Below are 17,525 nucleotides of genomic sequence, written 5' to 3'. Positions count from 1 at the left end.
GCCGGCCGGGACGTTCGCAGTCTCACCGGCCCGTTCCCCTCGAAAGCGGCGGGGTCGAAGTGGCAAACTTTTCCTGCCGGTGTCCGTTGCGGGCTGGTAGTGACTCGACTCCGCCATCCGCTCGTCATGGTCGCTATCGCGGTCGCGCTGACGGCACCGTGGGTCACGGTCTTCCTCACCGGGGCTCACCTCGGAATCGTCGCGGAGGTCGCGCTCAGCGGGGTGGCGATCCTCGGCGCGTCGTTCCTGCTCGCCTGGGGTGCCGAGACGGCCGAGAAAGACGTGCCGCGCGCGTTCGCCATCGCCGTCCTCGCGGTGCTTGCGGTCGCGCCCGAATACGCAGTCGACGCGCTGTACGCCTGGAACGCAGGCGCTGGCGGCGCGACGGCCGAAGCCTGTTCGGCGCTCAGTCCCGCGCAGGTGGCCGCCCAGGAGACGCCGATCGCCGCCGCCTGTCACGACGCCAACCTCGCCATCGCCAACATGACCGGTGCCAACCGCATCCTCATCGGCATCGGATGGGCCGGCATCGCCGCGTTCACCGTCTGGCGGTCGTTCGAGACGCGGGATCCGGCCGTCCGGAACCGCGAGGGCTGGCTCAGCGATTCCGTCCAGCTCGACGAGGACATCGCCACGGAGATGACGTTCCTCTTCCTGGCGACCGCGTGGGCGTTCGCGGTGCCGCTCGGCGGCGGCATCGACATTATCGACACCCTGTTTCTCGTCGGGCTCTACGCGGCCTACATCGGGCTGGTGCTCAAATCCGACGTGGAACACAGCGAACACACCGTCGGCGTCCCGGCCTACCTCCAGGGGTGGTCGCTCCCGTGGCGCCCGTTGACCGTGATCGCCCTCTTCGTCTACTCCGGGGCGATGATCTTCGTCGCGGTCGAACCGTTCGCCCACGGGCTGGAGGTGATCGGCATCCAGAACGGGATCCCCGAGTTCTTCATGATCCAGTGGGTCGCGCCCCTGGCCAGCGAGTCCCCCGAACTCATCGTCGTCGCCGTTCTCGTCAACAAGGCCCGCTCGACGGCGGGGTTCAACGCCCTCATCTCCTCGAAGCTCAATCAGTGGACGCTGTTGATCGGAACCATCGCGGTCGTCTACTCCATCGCGCTTGGCGCGGTCGGGACGCTCCCGTTCGACGCCCGGCAGGCCGCCGAGATCTGGATCACCGCCGGCCAGTCCTACTTCGCGCTGGCGCTGCTGGTCAACTTCGAGATCTCGATCCGGGAGGCAGTCGTTCTGTTCGCCCTGTTCATCTCGCAGGTGCTGATCGAGTTCGCGATCATCCGGGGCCTGCTCGAACTGCCGATCACGAGCGAGGAGTTGCTGTTCGCCTACACCGCGGTCTACCTCGTGCTCGGCACGGCACTGTTCGTCAAACGCCGGGATGCACTCCGGCGACTGTTCGGCCTCGCGGGTGACGCCGTCCGGACCGCGGTCGGTCGCGATCCGATCCACGTCGAGGGGGCCGACTGATGCTCGGAATCGTCGTCTCACGTGCCGACCGAGCGTCCGAACACGTCGGCGAGCGACTACACGACCTGGCCGACTGGGAACGGATCGACACCGGCGACAGTGCTGCAGCCGCGGCCTACCGGACCGATGGCGCGGAACTCCGCGAGTTCGAGGGCTGGCACCTCGAACTCGACGACGCCGCCGAGGCCTTCGCCGCGGACCTCGACCTGCTCGTGTTCGCCTCGCGACACAGCGGCGAGACGGGGCCGCTGCTCACGGCCCACCACACGGGCAACTTCGGGCCGGCCGAACACGGCGGCGAGGACGACGCCCTCGCGCGGGCCTGCCCGCACGCTCACAGCCGCGTCCTCGACGCACTCGAAACCCACGCGCCCGAGGACTACGAGGTCGGCATGGAGTGTACCCACCACGGCCCGACCGACGTGGGCGTCCCCTCGATGTTCGTCGAGGTCGGCAGCGGCGACCCACAGTGGGCGGATCCGGCGGCCGCCGAGGCGGTCGCACGAGCGATCCTCGACCTCCGCGGGGTCGCGGCCGACGCCGACCCGGAACCCGTGGCTGCCGACGCGGGCCCGGAGGAGAGCGCCGCCGATGGCGAGACCACCCGCCGGCACCTCGTCGGGTTCGGCGGTGGCCACTACGCCCCGCGATTCACGCGGATCACCCGGGAGACCGACTGGGGCGTCGGCCACCTCGCCGCGGACTGGGGACTGGACGCCATGGGCGATCCCGCCGAGAATCGAGCCCTCGTCGATCGTGCCTTCGAGGCGAGCGCGGCCGACCACGCCGTCGTCGAGGGCACCCGCCCCGACCTCGTCTCCGTGATCGAAGGGCTGGGGTACCGCGTGGTCGGCGAGACCTGGCTCCGGGAAGTCACGGACGTTCCGCTCGCGCTCGCGGGCCGACTCGAAGACGCGCTCGTCCCCGTCGTGGACGGTCTACGGTTCGGGGAACCGGCCCGGGAAGCCGCGTCCGACGCCGAGTTCGAGACCGTCTCGCTCCCCGCGGACTTGCTCGACCGAGCACAGGGAATCGATCAGGACCGCACACGCGAACTCGTCGCCGCCCGCGCGCTGGTCTTCGAAACCGAGGAGAACGGGAACCGGGTCGCGGGCCGCGCGGCCGTCGCTTCCCGTGGAGATTATACGGCGATTATCGACGGTATCGTGGACCTACTCCGGGTCGAGTACGACGCGGTCGAGCGCCGCGAGGACGCCGTCGTCGCCCGGCAAGAGGCGTTCGACCCGGAGAAGGCGAAGACCCTCGGCGTCTCCGAAGGACCGAAGTTCGGTCGCCTGTCCGCGGGCGAACCCGTCGAGGTGAACGGCCGGACGATTCCACCCGAGCAGGTCCGGTCGGAACGGGAAGACCGGTTCCCCCTGTAGTTTAATTTCCCCTTAACTTCGGGCACTCAATGTATGACGGTAGTCTGACAGTAGGGGAAAGATAATTAATCCTGCTCTGCAATTTCCCCTTTAAATATGGACTCCATTATTAACGACGCCATGGAGGAAAGCGACGAGGAGCCGGCACAGGCACCAGAAGAGACCGAGACTGGCGGGACGACGGCCACGGAGGACGTGTCCACGTCGGGACAGATGAGCGACGAGGAACTGGCGAGCGTCGTCAAGGACCTCGAGACGAAGATCACCGTGGTCGGCTGTGGCGGCGCGGGCGGGAACACGGTCACCCGGATGATGGAGGAGGGCATCCACGGCGCGAAGCTCGTGGCGGCCAACACGGACGCCCAGCACCTCGCCGACGAGGTGAAGGCCGACACCAAGATTCTGATCGGCAAGAAACGCACCGGCGGCCGCGGCGCGGGGTCGGTCCCGAAGATCGGCGAGGAGGCCGCCCAGGAGAACATCGAGGACATCCAGCAGTCCATCGACGGCTCGGACATGGTGTTCGTCACCGCCGGCCTCGGCGGCGGGACCGGCACCGGCGCGGCCCCGGTCGTCGCCCAGGCCGCACAGGAGGCCGGCGCGCTGACCATCGCCATCGTGACGATTCCCTTCACCGCGGAGGGTGAGCGCCGGCGGGCCAACGCCGACGCGGGCCTCGAACGCCTGCGCGCCGTCTCCGACACCGTGATCGTGGTCCCGAACGACCGCCTGCTCGACTACGCGCCCTCGATGCCCCTGCAGGACGCGTTCAAGATCTGTGACCGCGTGCTGATGCGCTCGGTCAAGGGCATGACCGAGCTGATCACCAAGCCCGGCCTCGTCAACGTCGACTTCGCCGACGTTCGGACGATCATGGAGAACGGCGGCGTCGCCATGATCGGCCTCGGGGAGTCCGATTCCGAGAACAAGGCACAGGACTCCATCAGATCGGCACTGAGATCGCCCCTGCTCGACGTGGAGTTCGACGGCGCGAACAGCGCGCTCGTGAACGTGGTCGGCGGTCCCGACATGTCCATCGAGGAGGCGGAGGGTGTCGTCGAGGAGATCTACGACCGGATCGATCCGGACGCCCGGATCATCTGGGGCGCGTCGGTCAACCAGGACTTCGAGGGCAAGATGGAGACCATGATCGTCGTCACCGGCGTCGAGAGCCCGCAGATCTACGGCAAGAACGAGACCGAGGTCGAGCAGGCGGCGGAGAACCTCGGCGACGACATCGACTACGTGGAGTAGTTCGACTGCTCGCGGTCCGCTTTTCGTTCCGTCGCAGCGTCGAGTTGCACCAATAGATAGAAAAAGGGGCAGGGGCTACACCCTGCCATGCAAGTACCGTACGACCTCACCTCCTACGTTCGGGTGCTGAAGCTCGCCAGTACGCCGTCGTGGGAAGAGTTCTCCCAGATCGCCAAGATCGCCGGGGCCGGAATCGGCCTGGTCGGTCTGATGGGATTCGTGATCTTCCTGCTGATGAGCTTCATCACCACTGCTCCCGTCTAACATGGGTATCTTCGCTGTCAAAACCACGGCCAGTCAGGAACGCACCGTCGCGGACATGATCATGAACCGCGAGGAGCCGTCGATCCACGCGGCCCTCGCGCCCGACAGCCTCACAAGCTACGTGATGGTCGAGGCCGACGACGCCGCCGTCTTCGAGCGCATCTCCGACGAGATTCCGCACATGCGCGGGGTCGTCCAGGGGAAAAGTTCCATCGCCGAAGTCGAACACTTCCTCTCGCCGAAACCCGACGTTGAGGGGATCGCCGAGGGCGACATCGTCGAACTCATCGCCGGCCCGTTCAAGGGCGAGAAGGCCCAGGTCCAGCGCATCGACGAGTCCAAAGATCAGGTTACCGTCGAGCTGTACGAGGCGACGGTCCCGATTCCGGTCACCGTCCGCGGTGACCAGATTCGCGTCTTGGATAGTGAGGAGCGCTGAAAGCGCTCCTCATACCATGCGAACGGGCGTGAAGCGCCCGTGAGCAGACTCAGAAGAGCGGTCAGAAACGCCGTTTCGGCTGCTAGTCCGTTTTCATCGCCCGTGCCAGAGGTAGCCGATGCCGTGGACGCCGAGGAAGGTCACGGCGAACGCACCGGCGCTGGCCGGGAACGGTGCGACCGCGAGCAGGTCGGTCCCGGCCAGATAGAGGCCGGTGAAGACGCCCGTGGCGAGGGTACACGTGACGAGTACCCAGCCGACGGCTTTCCAGGTCCGGTCGTAGGCAGGCCAGTAATTGTTGTAGGTCATCGGGACACCGGTGGCCAGTGTCATCAGGAGGAGGAAGTCACCGGCGGCGGCATCGACGAGCGTGTGGAACCCGTAGGCTGTCGGCACGGCCACGAGGATGGCGACGTAGATGACGACGTTGCGCTGGGCGGTCGCGCGGTCCCAGAGTGAACTCCGGGTGTCGGTCGAACTGGAGGGCATACTCGACGCGTCGAAGGTGGCGAAGATAAAACCAGTCGCGGCGCTTCCGGTTCGGAAACTGGTGTAGCGGGAGTCGCGGGGTCAGGCTCTGGGGCCGTTGCCTTCGAGGCGGTCGATGACCTCGTTGATGTCGGCCTCGTCCTCGATGGCTTCCTTGATCTTCTCGCGGCGGCGCACCTCGTCGCTGGTGGCGTCGTAGGCGCGGACGTACTCGGCGCGACTGTGTTCGTCGAAGGCGTGCCGGATCGCGAAGTAGCCGTCCGGGAGGACGGTCCCGCAGACCTGACACTCGATGCGCTCGTGTTCGGTCGCCTGATGGATGATGAGGTCCTCGACGCGGTCGAACCGGTCCGTGTCGCCCTCGATCGCACACTCCCAATGTGGCATCGATCTGATGCAGTCGGCCAACGGATAAAAACGTTCGCCAGCCCTCTACGCGTGAAACCAGAATCCATATCACTCGACCGACGAAACCTCCCACGACCAATGGCCGGCAGGGCGAGCGACGACGGGTTCCGGGTCGACATGCACGTGAAGGTGCTGGACGACGAGGTGGTCAGTCGGGCGAAAGCGCGAGGACTGGACGCCCTCGTCTACGCCCCACACTTCACTCGACTCCCGGACATCGAGGAGAAAGCTCGCGAGTATTCAGACGACGAGTTGCTCGTGATTCCAGCCCGCGAACTGTTCACCGGGGACTGGCGGTCCCGCCGGCACGTCCTCGCCGTCGGCCTCACCGACCCCGTGCCGGACTTTCTGACCCTCGAAGGCACCATGGCGGAACTCCGGCGACAGAACGCCGGCGTGCTCGTCCCCCACCCGGAGTTTCTGACGGTGAGTCTCGACGCGGAACTGATCCGGGAGTACCGCGACGTGATCGACGCGGTGGAAGTGTACAACCCCAAACACCTGGCCCGTGACAACCGGCGCGCCCGCGAAATCGCTCGCGAGACCGATCTGCCGGCCTTCGCGTCCTCCTACGCTCACCTCCCGAAGACCATCGGCGAGGTGTGGACGAGCTTCGAAGAGCCCATCGAGAGCACGGCGGAGTTCGTGACCGCGCTGCAGGCCGACGCCGACCGACGGGTCTTCCACCGCGACGGGCTCTCTCACACCCTGCGGTGCAAGACCGAGTTCGCCCACCTGCTCTGGGAGAACACGTACAAGAAGTTCGACCGGATCTACCTCCAGGGGACCGATCCGACTCATCCGGGACATATCGCCTACCGCGACGAGTTCGACGACGTGCGACTGTACTGATAAATCGGGCCCCGTCAGACGCCGAGCACCGTCGTCCCGTGCTGGATCAGTTCCGGCGGGACGTACGCCGGCGCGTAGAAGACCAGCAGGCCGACGAGTAGCAACTCGAACCCGGTGATCACGAGCGTCGCGAGACTGGCGTACTTACTGGAGGTCGTGACACCGACGGGCAGAGCGAACTCCCGGTCCCAGGGGTACAGCAGCGCCAACCCGCGCTTGCTCCCGGCCAGATCCAGGATGTAGTGGGTCAACACGCCCAGCCAGACGAACTGGAGGTTGTCGAAGACCAGGGGATAGGCGAGGAAGATGCCCAGCACGAGGAAGTTGTGGAGCGTCTTCCGGTGACGGCCGAAGGCGGTGTCGACGTCGGGAAAGAGCGCGCCTAGCGTGATCGGGATGGTCACTTCGGCGATGGTGCGGAAGGTCGAGAAGTCGCCGGCCGGTTCGAGGATGTAGCCCAGGCCGATACTCAGCAGAACTGCGTTGAGGACGTGGCCCTCTTTGTTCATCCGTCCGGCGACTGGACCGGCCCACTCAAAGGCTTTCCCGTCTTCAGGTCCGGTCCCTGACGTGGGTATCCAGGTCCGAGAGCGCTCGTCGCGCGACCCGCTCGCGGACCGCCTCGCGATCGCCGTCGACCTCGTAGCGCTCGACGGTGGCCGTCGAGGTGTCGGTCCCCCACTCGCCGGCGTAGGCGACGGCGACGAAGGCGGTGCCCACGGGTTTCTCGGGCGTGCCGCCCTCGGGGCCCGCGACGCCGGCGGTCGCGAGCCCCCAGGTCGTTCCCGCCGTGTCGCGGACGGCGCGGGCGAGGTTCCGGGTGACCGTCGCGCTGACGACGCCGTGCTCGTCGAGCAGTTCGCGGTCGAGGGCGAGCAACTCCCGTAGCGAGTCGTAGGAGTAGGGGACCAGCGCCCGGTCGAGGAAGTCGCTCGCGCCCGGTGCGGCGGTCAGCAGCGTCGCGACGAGGCCGCCGGTACAGCCCTCGGCGACGGCCACAGTATGATCGGCCTCACGGAGACGGTCGCCGACCGTCTCCTCGATGGGCGTGTCGGAGGCGAACTCGCGCATGCGCCGGAAAACGCCCGCGTCGGCCAAGAAGGCCCCGGTCGGCTACCGGGTCAGGTCGTCGGTATCGAGGTGGAGGTTGTCGCCGTCGCCCGTGGCGACGATGTACAGTTCCGCGTCCTCGTGCCAGAGTTCGGCCACGTCGATGAGACGCTCGGTCGACCAGCCCTGGATCCGCATGATGCCCTCCTCGTCGATCTCCACGAACGTCCGCGGTGACTCGCCGGTCTGGATGGTCCACTCCTCGCCGTCCACCTCGAAGGTGTCCCCCGATCCCGATCCGGTGCTGAACACGCACTGGTACTGAGTCCGGGACTCCTCGGCGCGTTCGTGATCGACCCGGGAGTAGGTCTCGAAGTCGAAGCCGTAGTGTCGACACCACTTCCGGAGGTGGTCGCCGTCGAACCGCTTGATCCCGTTTTTCTCGTCGCTCGTCCAGAGAATGTGGGTCTTCGACGGTTTGGGACTGATCGACGGCTCCTTCATACCTACGCGTGGAGTCGAGCATCGGTGATAAATCAATTTGCCGAGCGATGACATCGAGAATTGACATATGTCTCCGGCGGTCGCGTTGGGAAAGACACAGGGTCTGCCCCGTTCGAGCGTGGATATGGACTACGAGCGGCCGCAGTTCTTCCGGGTGATGCAGTACGCGGACGCCGCCGAGCGGGACGTCGTCGACATGGTGAGTGGAAATCCCGACTGGGAACCGCCGGGGGCGCTCCGGGATGGGTTGATCGAGTACGCCGACAGCGACCCCGCGGGGTTCCAGTACCCCGCCAGCGAGGGGTTGCTGGAGCTGCGCGAGGAGATCGCCGCCCGCCGGAACGTCTCGGTCGAGCAGGTGCTGATAACGAACGGTGCGGGGGAGGCCAACCACCTCGCGATGGCCGAGGGACTCACACGGGGTACCGGCGACGAGGTGATCCTGACAGATCCGGTCTACCCCTATTACGCCGGGCGGACGAACCTGCTCGGCGGGCGGGCCCGCTACGTCGCGGTCGACGACGACGGACAACTCGACTCCGCTGCCGTCCGCGAGGCAGCGAGCGACGAGACCGCACTCATCGTCGTCAACAGCCCGAACAACCCCACGGGGGCGGTCTATCCGGAGGAAACCGTCCGCGAACTCGTCGCTATCGCCGAGGAGTACGACGCCCTGCTGGTCAGCGACGAGGTGTACGACCACTTCGATTACAGCGGGACGTTCACCAGCGCGCTCGCGGTCGACTCCGACCACCGGATCGTCACCAACGCGTTCTCGAAGTCGCTGGCGATCACCGGCTTCCGGGTGGGCTACGCCATCGTCCCGGAGCCGCTGATGGACGGCTTCCGGACCCGGCACATGCTGACCAACGTGACGAGCAGTCGGCCGGCCCAGTACGCGGTCTGGCGGGCGCTCCGGGAGACACCGCCGGACTACTACGCGGAGAACCGCGAGATGCTCCGCGAGCGGATCGGGGCGTTCACAGACGCACTCGACGCCGCCGGCGCGGAGTACACCTCGCCCGAGGGGAGTTTCTACGTCATGGCCCGCTTCCCGGGCTTTTCGGGGACCATGGAGAACGTCGAACGACTGATCGACGAGGCCGGTGTCGCGGGGATGCCGGGCGCGGCCTTCGGCGAGTCCCGGGCCGACTGGTTCCGGTTCGCGCTGGTGACACCGCGCGCCGCGGACGCCGCCGAACGGCTGGCCGACTACTTCGAGTGAGAATCCGGGGGTTCATACCCGAGGACGCCCCCACCTGTTCCCAATGAGCGACCGCGAGGGATCCGACCCGTCGTCCGCGATGGCCGAAAGCGGCGGGGACGGCGACGACGGCGACGAGCCGGCCTGGCGGCCGTACTTCGGCTACGACGAGCCCTACGAGAACCAGCCCGACGCCGTCGAGGCGGCCATCGCGGCCGGCCGAAAGAACGGCTACCTCGCGATGGAGGGACCCTGCGGAACGGGCAAGACCATGGCGGCCCTGACCGCCGCGACCACGCTCGTCCGCGAGGACGACTACGAGAGCGTCGTCGTCGTCACCCCCGTCAAACAGCAACTCGACCAGTTCGTCGAGGACCTCCGGGTGATCAATTCCGGCCTCGACGACCCGCTCGACGGTATTTCCCTCGTCGGCAAACGCGACCTCTGTCCGTACGGCCGCGAGGACCTGTTCCCGCGGGACGCCAGCGTCCACGACCGCTGTGAGGACCTCCGGGAAGACACCGCTCGCCTCGTCGAGGCCGACGGCGGCACCGACGCCCACAGCGGGGCCGCGGCAGACGCGGCGGTCGGCGGCGACGTCGACGGCGAGGACCAGTGGTGGGACCCGAAACGCGGGGCCGACCTCGCGAAGGCGGCCCGCCGGGACCCCGAGCAGTTCAACACGATGGCCGACGACCGACTCGAAACTGCGGGCGTCGAGTCGCCGTACCGCCGCGAGCAGCCCCGCGCCCCCGAGGAGATGGCCGACGGCGACGACCCGCCGCTGTACTGTCCCTTCGAGGCCGACTGGTACGCCCGCGACAAGGGCTCGCCCGTCGACTTCACCGACGGCGAGGACAACGTCCTCACTGCCGAGGAGTTCCTGCCCGAGTCCGTCGCCCACGGGACCTGTCCCCACCGGGCCATGGGCGTGCTGCTGGGCGAGGCCGACGTGGTCGTCGGCAACTACAACCACCTGTTCGACCCGAACTCGCGCCCGCTCCTCTCGCAGGTGCTGGACGAGAGCACGTTCGTGATCGTCGACGAGGCTCACAGGTTAGAGGGGAGAGTCCGGGATCTGCTCTCGGATCGGGTGGGGCGACACACCCTCGTCCGGGCACGCAACGACTGCAACCAGTTGCTCCAGCTCCGAGGCCAGAGCCGCGAGCACGAGCGCGAGGTCGACGACCGGCTGGCCAGTCACGACGTGCCGGTCGAGGCCGTCGAGACCGCGCGGGACTTCTACGACGACCTCGTGGGCTGGCTCGACGACAGGGTGACCGACCACCTCGATTCCGAGTTCGGTCGCGGCTGGGAGAGCGACCTGCGCTCGCTCCCCGAGGAGGATCTGGAAGTTCCGCTGCGCGACCCCGAAACGGAGGAAGTCGACGACCTCACCGAGTGGGCCGAATCGGCGGGCTACTCGGGGGACCTGTGGCGGACGCTGGCCGCGGTCGGGACCGCGATCGAGACGACACTCGACGAACTGGGCGAGAATCGGCAGTGCGTCGCGGCTGCCGTCGGCGCGGTGATGGGCAACTGGTACGAGCGCGACCACGCCACCGCCTTCCGGGAGATCGAACTCGAACACTCCCCGTCGGACACGGGCGCGACCGCCAACCCGTGGCAGGAGGTCTACACCGCTGGCCTCCTGCTGTACGACTGCATGCCCGCCGAGGCCCTCAGAACCATCTTCGACGAACTCGGCGGCGGCGTCCTGATGAGCGCGACGCTGGAACCGCTGGACGTGTTCACCCGCGTCTCGGGGCTGGACGCCATCGAAGCGACCGGGACCGGCGGCCTCGCGGCCTCCGATGACGACCCCGGCCGCCCGGTCGAGACCCGCTCGTACGGGCTGACGTTCCCCGAGGAGAACCGGGCGAGCTGGATGGTCGATGCAACGGCCTACACCGCCCGGAACCGCGGTGATCCGGTCATGGATCACGGCAACCGCACTCGCGACGAGTACGAGCAGGTCCTCCGCACCGTGGCGCGCAGTCCCGGCAACGTGATGATCGCCATGCCGAACTACCGGGAGGCCGCGTGGGCCGGCAGCTACCTCCGTGACGTGGTCGAGAAGGACGTCCTGGTGGACGAGAGTTCGAGCAACGAGGCGACCGACGAACTCAAAAGCGAGTTCTTCCGCGGCCCGGGGAAGGTGCTGGTGACCAGCACACGCGGGACGCTCACGGAGGGCGTCGACTACGACGGCGACAAACTCCACGCCTGTGCCGTCGTGGGCATCCCGCTGGTCAACATCGGCTCGCCCCGCGTCCGAGCGGTCAGGGCTGCCTACGGCCGGGCCTTCGGCGACGACGTGGCCTTCGAGTACGCGCTGACGGTGCCCGCGGTCCGACGCGCGCGCCAGGCTATCGGCCGAGTCATCCGCGGGACCGAGGAGGTGGGCGTCCGCATGCTGGTCGGCGAGCGCTACACGCCCGACGCCGTGCATTCGGTCCACGAGTACCTCTCGCCGGCCGAGCGCCGCGAGTTCGTCCGGATGACGCCCGACTTCCTCGGGCCGCAGTTCGACTCGTTCTGGAGCGACCACGACCGGCCGGAGTGAATTCTCGTCGTCGTTTCAGAAAGCATATGTGGCGCGATTCCCCGATTTCAGTCGGATGCCTGAGTGTCAGAACTGCGGTTCTTTCGTGACTGAGGCGTACGTCCGGGTGTTCACGCCCGAGACTCTCGACGCACCGCGTGTCTGTCCCAACTGCGAGGACAAGATCAGGGACGGAAACGACGTCCGCGAGGCCCGCTCCTCGCGGTCCTGACGCCTTTTCCCTTCTCTCGCCATCGAGCCCCGCCTAGTCGTCGGTCCGGAGTACAACGTCGATACCGTCCGGGTCCGCGACCGAGAGTTCGTCCGCCCGGCCGGTCACCGCCACGTCCAGGTCCGTCAGCCGATCCGCGACGGCGTCGAGCGCGTCGGCGTCGGGCACCACCAGTTCGAACTGGGCCAGACCGCGTTCGCCCGCCGGTTCGGTGCGGCCGTTCCAGGTGTTCACGCCCACGTGGTGGTGGTAGTCGCCGGCGGCGAGGAAGAGCGCGTCGGACCCGAACTCCTGGCGAACTCTCAGTCTGAGTCCGTCGACGTAGAACCGCCGCGCGGCCGCCAGATCCGTCGCTTCGAGGTGGACGTGACCGATGTCGGTCCCCTCGGGCACGCGGTCGCGGCCGTCGGCTGCCGACGCGAGGTCGTCGGTGGGCAGCGGAAGCGTCGCCATCTGCACGCGCCCGTCGTCACCGACCGGCCACTCCGACCGGGGTCGGTCGTGGTAGATCTCGACGCCGTTGTCCTCGGGGTCCGACAGGTAGAGCGCCTCGCTGACGCGGTGGTCCGAGGCCCCGTCGAGTCGCCACTGCTCGTCGATGCGTTCCAGTGCGTCTCCCAGCGCCGCCCGCGACGGCACGCAGAAGGCAGTGTGGAAGAGTCCGGCCGCCGTCGCGCCGCGCGGTCGCGCGTCCGGTCGTTCGCGCAGACTCAGGAACGATGTCGTCCCGTCGCCCAGCGTCGCTTCGTCGTCGCGCTCCTCGTGGACACGGAGGCCGACCACGTCGCGGTAGAACGCGAGGGTCGGGTCGAGGTCGCCGACTGCGAGCGTCACACGACCGACGTGCGTGTCCGCGGGGAGCGTCCCTGTTCGAGCGGTCATGGCCGATCCTAGGAGTGTGAGTGCGAAGTATCCACGGGGAGGGCGTCGGTGGACCGACGGGTACACAAGTCCCGCGACGAACCCGTAGATATGGATCTCGAGGTCGAGGCCGTCGAGGAGATCGACGAGGCGGCCGTCCCGACAGGCGTCGACGCGGCCGAGTACGTCCTCTACGGCGGGAAAGGCGGCGTCGGCAAGACGACGATGGCGGCCGCGACCGCGCTGGCCAGCGCCCGCGACGGCACCGCCACGCTCGTCGTCTCGACCGACCCCGCCCACTCGCTGTCGGACACCCTCGAAACGACGATTCCGGCGGAACCCGAGCGCATCCGGGAGGATATCCCCCTCTACGCCGCCGAGATCGACCCCGAAGAGGCGGTCGGCGACGGCCCCTTCGACGCCGAGGGCGGCCTCGGCGGCATGGGCGGGCTCGGCCAGCTACTCGGCGGTGGCGGCCCGATGGGCGGGCAGGGCGCACAGCCCGGCGGTGCTGGACAGGCCGGCGGCACCGGTGCGGGCGCTGCCGGTACCGGGTCGGGGACCGATCCCGGAGCCGACGACGACGCCGCGGCCGCGGACCCCCTGGCAGGGCCGATGCCCGGGATGGACGAGGCGGCCGCGATGCGACTCCTGCTCGAGTACATGGACGACGAGCGCTTCGACCGGGTGATCGTCGACACCGCGCCGACGGGCCACACCCTTCGCTTGCTCGAACTCCCGGAACTGCTCGACTCGATGATGGGCCGGTTGCTGAAACTCCGCCAGCGGCTGAGCGGCCTCTTCGACTCGCTGCCGTTCGGCGGCGGTGACGGTGATCAGGGCGCGGACGTGGAGGACCTGGAGGTGCTGCGCGAGCGCATCGAGCGGCTTCGGGCCGTATTGCGCGACCCGGCGAAGACGGACTTCCGGATCGTGATGGTACCAGAGGGGCTGAGCGTGATGGAATCCCAGCGGTTGCTCGACCGACTGGACTCCTTCGGCGTGCCCGTCGAGACCGTCGTCGTCAACCGCGTCATGCAGGACCTGACCGACGTGGCGGACGTGGAGGGCGACTGGTTCGTCTCCCCGGATCTGGACGACTGTGAGTTCTGCCAGCGCCGGTGGCAGGTTCAACAGCAAGCGCTCAAGGAAGCACAGGACCTGTTCCGGGGCCACGACGTGAAACGCGTCCCGCTGTTCGCCGACGAAGTGCGCGGAGAGAACCTGTTGCGGGTCGTCGCGGCCTGTCTCGACTAGTCGAGCAGTTGCTGGATTCCGACGCCCATCCCGATGATCAGCAGGCCGAGCAGGCCGTTCAACACGAGGCCGACCTGACGGCCGCCGACGAAGTTCTGGATCCCCAGCCCGACGAACACCATCCCCACGAGAACGTGAACCGCGAGCAAGATCTCGGGTAAGTCGACGTCCATACGCCGACCTTGGCCTCGGTCCGGGAAAAGTCGCCCGAAACCCGCTCCGCGCTCCGCTCACTCCTCGTCGCTGACGATCAGCACGTGCAGGTCGTTGACGTTCGTTCCCGTCGGTCCCGTCCGGAGCAGGGCGTCCTGCTCGTCGAGGTACGTCGCCGCGTCGTTGTCCGAAAGTGCTCGCCCCGAAGCCGCGTCGTCGTCGACCGTCTCGGCGTCGACCAGCGCGCCCGCCGCGCCGCTGGCTCCGTCCCGGCCGTCCGTGTCGACCGCGGCGAGAACAGTACTGGAGGGGAGCGAGCGGGCCGCACTCAGCGCGAACTCGCAGTTGGGTCCGCCCCGCCCGTCGCCCTCGACTGTCACCGTCGTCTCCCCGCCCGAGAGGACGACCGCGGGCGGCTCGACGGGATTCCCGGTCTCGCGAATCTCCCGGGCCACCGCCGCGTGGGTCTTCGCTACCTCGCGGGCTTCCCCCTCGATGCCCGCGGCGAGCACCAGTGGGGTGAACCCGGCGTCGGCGGCCACGTCGCGGGCCGCGTCGATGGCCGTCCGCCCGTTCGCGAGGACGTGTGTACTCGTCCGCTCGAAGACCGGATGGTCGGCGTCCGGCGTCTCCTCGACCTCGCCGTCCGCGCCGCGCTCGATCCGCTCGCGGACTGCTTCGGGCGCGTCGATGTCGAACTCGTCGAGGGTCCGCCGAGCGTCGGCGAACGTCGTCGGGTCCGGCACGGTCGGGCCGCTAGCGATCACCGCCGGATCGTCGCCGACCACGTCCGAGAACAGCAGCGTGACGATCGTCACCGGCGCGGCCGCCCGCGCCAGCTGGCCACCCTTGATCGCCGAGCAGTGCTTCCGGACGGCGTTGACCGCCTCGATTGGTGCGCCAGCCGCCAGCAACGACTCGGTCACGGACTGCAGATCCGAGAGTTCGAGCCCCTCGGCCGGCGCGGGCAACAGTGCGCTCCCGCCGCCGGTCAGAACCGCCAGCACGAGCGTGTCGTCGTCGGCGTCTTCGGCAGCCTCCTGGACCGCTCGCGCACTCTCGACGCCGCGTCCGCTCGGAACCGGATGGTCGCCCTCGCGGACGGTGACGCGTTCCGTCTCGACGGGGTCGTCGGTGACCACCACGCCGCCGTCGAGGCGGTCGCCGAGGACGGCTTCGAGCGCAACCGCAGCGTGTGCCGCGGCCTTCCCGCCGCCGAGGACGACCACCTCGTCGAACCCGTCGAGGTCGATAACCTCGTCGGCGATCCGCAATTGCTCGCCCGCCACGTCGACGCGGTCGCGGACGACCCGCTCCGGATGCGCTGCGCCGATCCCCGCCTCGACGCAGGACAGCGCGAGGTCGTGGGCGGGGGTCCGGGCGAGATCGTCGCGGGCGTCGATCACGCCAGTTTGCTCGCCAGTCCGTAGAGCCGGTCGCGGATGCGGTCGGGGACGAACCGGGCGAGCAGGCCGTATTTCGCGACCTGGCCGACCGGGTAGCGCGGATCGGGGTCGGGCGAGCAGGCTGCTTCGAGGATCGTCTCGGAGACGTCCGTCGGCGGGACCGACAGGGCGCTCGCGCCGCCGAAGGTCTGGCCCTCCTCGTAGAACACGTAGAGCGACTCGTAGGCCCCCGAGCGCTTGGTACCGTCCTCCAGCTCCTCGTCCGCGCGGTCGTCGAAGTTCGTGTCGACCGGCCCGGGTTCGACGAGGACCGCGTCGATCCCGTACTCCTCGATCTCACCTCGGAGCGCGTCGGTCAGCCCTTCGAGCGCGAACTTCGAGCCGTTGTAGACGCCCATCCCCGGCGTGGCGAGGCGGCCCGCCACCGAGGAGACGTTGACGATGGTCCCCTCGCCCTGCTCGCGCATGTGGGGCAGGGCCTCGCGGATCAGCCGGTGCGGACCGTAGACGTTGACGTCGAACTGGTCGTGGACGCGCTCGGTCGGTACGTCCTCCAGCGGCCCGAACTGCGCGTAGCCGGCGTTGTTGACGAGACAGTCGAGTCGCCCCTCGTCCTCGATGACGCGTTCGACGGCCGCCTCGACGTGTTCGGCCTCGGTCACGTCGAGTTCCTGTGTCTCACACCCGGCGTCGGCGAGATCTTCGATGTCGTCAGTGTCCCGCGCAGTGGCGTAGACCGTCCATCCCTCGTCGTTGAACGCCTGTGCCGTCGCGCGACCGATGCCGGACGACGCCCCCGTGATCAGCACCGTCTTGTCTTCCATACCCGTCGCCTCGCCCGGGTCGCTGTTAAATTGCCAGTATTTCCAACGGATCACTCGCCGGTCACCCCGCCGGCTGCTCGACCGGAATGGGCAGGCTATTGGGTTCTGGACTCCTGAAACCCACCGAATGTATCTCGCAGACGAGGCGTGGCCCGATCTGGGCACGTACTTCGAGGAAGAGTCGCTGGCCATCGTTCCCCTCGGCTCGACCGAACAGCACGGCCCCCACCTCCCCGAGGGGACCGACCACATGATCGCCGAGGCGCTGGCCCGCGAGGTCGCCGACCGGACCGGTTACCTCTGTACCCCGACGATCAACGTCGGCGTCTCGCCCCACCACCGCCAGTTCCACGGCACGATGTGGGTCGACGCACCCGTCTTCCGTGACTACGTCGAGAGCTTCTCCCGGAACCTCACCTACCAGGGCATCGACCGCATCGTCTACGTCAACGCCCACGGCGGCAACGTCCAGCACCTCCAGGAGGTCGGCCGCCGCCTCCACGAGACCGAGACCGCCTTCGCCGTCGAGTGGATGTGGGACGAGTCCATCCCCGACCTCGTCGACGACCTGTTCGCACAGAACGGCCCCCACGGCGGCCCCAAGGAGACCGCGATGATCATGCACATCGCGAACGAACTCGTCCACGACGACCGCCTCGAAGACGCCCGCGACGGCGGCGTCCCGAGCGTCGACGAGGCCGGGACGATGAAACACGGCGCGCGCACCTTCTACGACGCCGCGGACAACACCGGCAACGGCGTGCTCGGCGACCAGACCGACGCCACCCCCGAGAAGGGAGCAGAACTGTTCGAGGCCGCCAGCGACCAGCTGGTGCAACTCTGTGAGTGGATCGACGACCAGCCCTTCGAGGAGCTGATGCCGGAACCGCACGTTCGCGAGCGCGAGCAGTAA

Annotated in this window: 20 protein-coding genes; 11 read left to right on the top strand and 9 right to left on the bottom strand. The window is 68.1% G+C overall.

The genetic code is table 11. The annotated features are described in order from the left end of the window. Positions 1–126: 126 nt before the first annotated feature. The 5 genes from BV210_RS03860 (at position 127) to BV210_RS03840 (ending at position 4,827) form a co-directional block, all read left to right on the top strand. Entirely contained in the window at positions 127–1,485 is a 1,359-nt protein-coding gene (locus BV210_RS03860; RefSeq protein WP_077207961.1) for a sodium:calcium antiporter, read from the top strand. Beyond that, positions 1,485–2,870 carry a D-aminoacyl-tRNA deacylase gene (locus tag BV210_RS03855; protein WP_077205366.1) on the top strand — a complete coding sequence of 462 codons (1,386 nt, stop codon included), beginning with the start codon at positions 1,485–1,487 and terminating at the stop codon, positions 2,868–2,870. The genes BV210_RS03860 and BV210_RS03855 overlap by 1 nt, the downstream gene beginning before the upstream one ends. A gap of 96 nt (positions 2,871–2,966) precedes the next feature. After that, positions 2,967–4,124: a cell division protein FtsZ gene (gene ftsZ / locus BV210_RS03850; protein ID WP_077205365.1), complete on the top strand. Its 1,158-nt coding sequence runs from the start codon at positions 2,967–2,969 to the stop codon at positions 4,122–4,124. 87 nt (positions 4,125–4,211) lie between these two features. After that, the gene (locus BV210_RS03845) at positions 4,212–4,388 is read left to right on the top strand and encodes a protein translocase SEC61 complex subunit gamma (RefSeq protein ID WP_077205364.1); all 177 of its coding nucleotides are present in this window, start codon (positions 4,212–4,214) and stop codon (positions 4,386–4,388) included. Position 4,389: 1 nt separating this feature from the next. Next, the gene (locus BV210_RS03840; RefSeq protein WP_077205363.1) at positions 4,390–4,827 is read left to right on the top strand and encodes a transcription elongation factor Spt5; all 438 of its coding nucleotides are present in this window, start codon (positions 4,390–4,392) and stop codon (positions 4,825–4,827) included. Between the two features lie 93 nt (positions 4,828–4,920). On the opposite strand, the gene BV210_RS03835 is transcribed toward BV210_RS03840, so the two are convergent. After that, complete coding sequence (locus BV210_RS03835) at positions 4,921–5,316, bottom strand: hypothetical protein (protein WP_077205362.1); 396 nt, start codon at positions 5,314–5,316, stop codon at positions 4,921–4,923. Positions 5,317–5,397: 81 nt separating this feature from the next. Continuing rightward, positions 5,398–5,703 carry a hypothetical protein gene (locus BV210_RS03830; RefSeq protein WP_077205361.1) on the bottom strand — a complete coding sequence of 102 codons (306 nt, stop codon included), beginning with the start codon at positions 5,701–5,703 and terminating at the stop codon, positions 5,398–5,400. A gap of 138 nt (positions 5,704–5,841) precedes the next feature. Here BV210_RS03830 and BV210_RS03825 point away from each other — a divergent pair, with 138 nt between their 5' ends. Then, positions 5,842–6,576 (top strand): PHP domain-containing protein, encoded by a 735-nt coding sequence (locus BV210_RS03825; protein WP_077207960.1) that lies wholly within the window; start codon positions 5,842–5,844, stop codon positions 6,574–6,576. 14 nt (positions 6,577–6,590) lie between these two features. On the opposite strand, the gene BV210_RS03820 is transcribed toward BV210_RS03825, so the two are convergent. From BV210_RS03820 to BV210_RS03810, 3 genes are read right to left on the bottom strand one after another with little or no spacing between them, the layout of a single operon-like run. Continuing rightward, the gene (locus tag BV210_RS03820) at positions 6,591–7,085 is read right to left on the bottom strand and encodes a metal-dependent hydrolase (protein WP_077205360.1); all 495 of its coding nucleotides are present in this window, start codon (positions 7,083–7,085) and stop codon (positions 6,591–6,593) included. A gap of 43 nt (positions 7,086–7,128) precedes the next feature. Further along, positions 7,129–7,647 (bottom strand): CinA family protein, encoded by a 519-nt coding sequence (locus BV210_RS03815; protein ID WP_077205359.1) that lies wholly within the window; start codon positions 7,645–7,647, stop codon positions 7,129–7,131. A gap of 42 nt (positions 7,648–7,689) precedes the next feature. Beyond that, positions 7,690–8,130 carry a hypothetical protein gene (locus BV210_RS03810; RefSeq protein WP_077205358.1) on the bottom strand — a complete coding sequence of 147 codons (441 nt, stop codon included), beginning with the start codon at positions 8,128–8,130 and terminating at the stop codon, positions 7,690–7,692. 124 nt (positions 8,131–8,254) lie between these two features. On the opposite strand from BV210_RS03810, the gene BV210_RS03805 reads away from it, so the two are divergent. From BV210_RS03805 to BV210_RS20150, 3 genes are all read left to right on the top strand, one after another. Beyond that, positions 8,255–9,355: a pyridoxal phosphate-dependent aminotransferase gene (locus BV210_RS03805; RefSeq protein ID WP_077205357.1), complete on the top strand. Its 1,101-nt coding sequence runs from the start codon at positions 8,255–8,257 to the stop codon at positions 9,353–9,355. A gap of 79 nt (positions 9,356–9,434) precedes the next feature. Then, positions 9,435–11,900, top strand: a complete 2,466-nt coding sequence (locus BV210_RS03800) for an ATP-dependent DNA helicase (protein ID WP_077207959.1) — start codon at positions 9,435–9,437, stop codon at positions 11,898–11,900. A gap of 55 nt (positions 11,901–11,955) precedes the next feature. Continuing rightward, positions 11,956–12,111, top strand: a complete 156-nt coding sequence (locus BV210_RS20150) for a hypothetical protein (RefSeq protein ID WP_170845305.1) — start codon at positions 11,956–11,958, stop codon at positions 12,109–12,111. Positions 12,112–12,144: 33 nt separating this feature from the next. Here BV210_RS20150 and BV210_RS03795 read toward each other — a convergent pair whose 3' ends face one another. Beyond that, a complete protein-coding gene (locus tag BV210_RS03795; protein ID WP_077205356.1) occupies positions 12,145–12,993 on the bottom strand; it encodes a VOC family protein in 849 nt (282 codons plus the stop codon). A 90-nt stretch (positions 12,994–13,083) separates the two neighbouring features. Here BV210_RS03795 and BV210_RS03790 point away from each other — a divergent pair, with 90 nt between their 5' ends. After that, positions 13,084–14,229, top strand: a complete 1,146-nt coding sequence (locus BV210_RS03790) for a TRC40/GET3/ArsA family transport-energizing ATPase (RefSeq protein ID WP_077205355.1) — start codon at positions 13,084–13,086, stop codon at positions 14,227–14,229. On the opposite strand, the gene BV210_RS19680 is transcribed toward BV210_RS03790, so the two are convergent. From BV210_RS19680 to BV210_RS03780, 3 genes are read right to left on the bottom strand one after another with little or no spacing between them, the layout of a single operon-like run. After that, positions 14,226–14,402: a hypothetical protein gene (locus BV210_RS19680; RefSeq protein WP_157525788.1), complete on the bottom strand. Its 177-nt coding sequence runs from the start codon at positions 14,400–14,402 to the stop codon at positions 14,226–14,228. The two genes, BV210_RS03790 and BV210_RS19680, sit on opposite strands and share 4 nt — an antisense overlap. Positions 14,403–14,459: 57 nt before the next feature. Further along, positions 14,460–15,788, bottom strand: a complete 1,329-nt coding sequence (locus tag BV210_RS03785; RefSeq protein WP_077205354.1) for a glycerate kinase — start codon at positions 15,786–15,788, stop codon at positions 14,460–14,462. Next, on the bottom strand, positions 15,785–16,612 hold the full coding sequence (locus BV210_RS03780) for an SDR family oxidoreductase (protein WP_077205353.1): 828 nt from the start codon (positions 16,610–16,612) through the stop codon (positions 15,785–15,787). Before BV210_RS03780 ends, BV210_RS03785 begins: the two co-directional genes overlap by 4 nt. Positions 16,613–16,739: 127 nt before the next feature. Between BV210_RS03780 and BV210_RS03775 the strand changes: the two genes are divergently transcribed. Continuing rightward, positions 16,740–17,525, top strand: a complete 786-nt coding sequence (locus BV210_RS03775; RefSeq protein ID WP_077205352.1) for a creatininase family protein — start codon at positions 16,740–16,742, stop codon at positions 17,523–17,525.

The sequence above is a fragment of the Halorientalis sp. IM1011 genome (assembly GCF_001989615.1).
In the GTDB taxonomy this organism is placed as follows: Archaea; Halobacteriota; Halobacteria; order Halobacteriales; family Haloarculaceae; genus Halorientalis.
Note: the sequence above shows the minus strand (reverse complement) of the source record. Positions and strands in the feature narration are given on the sequence as shown.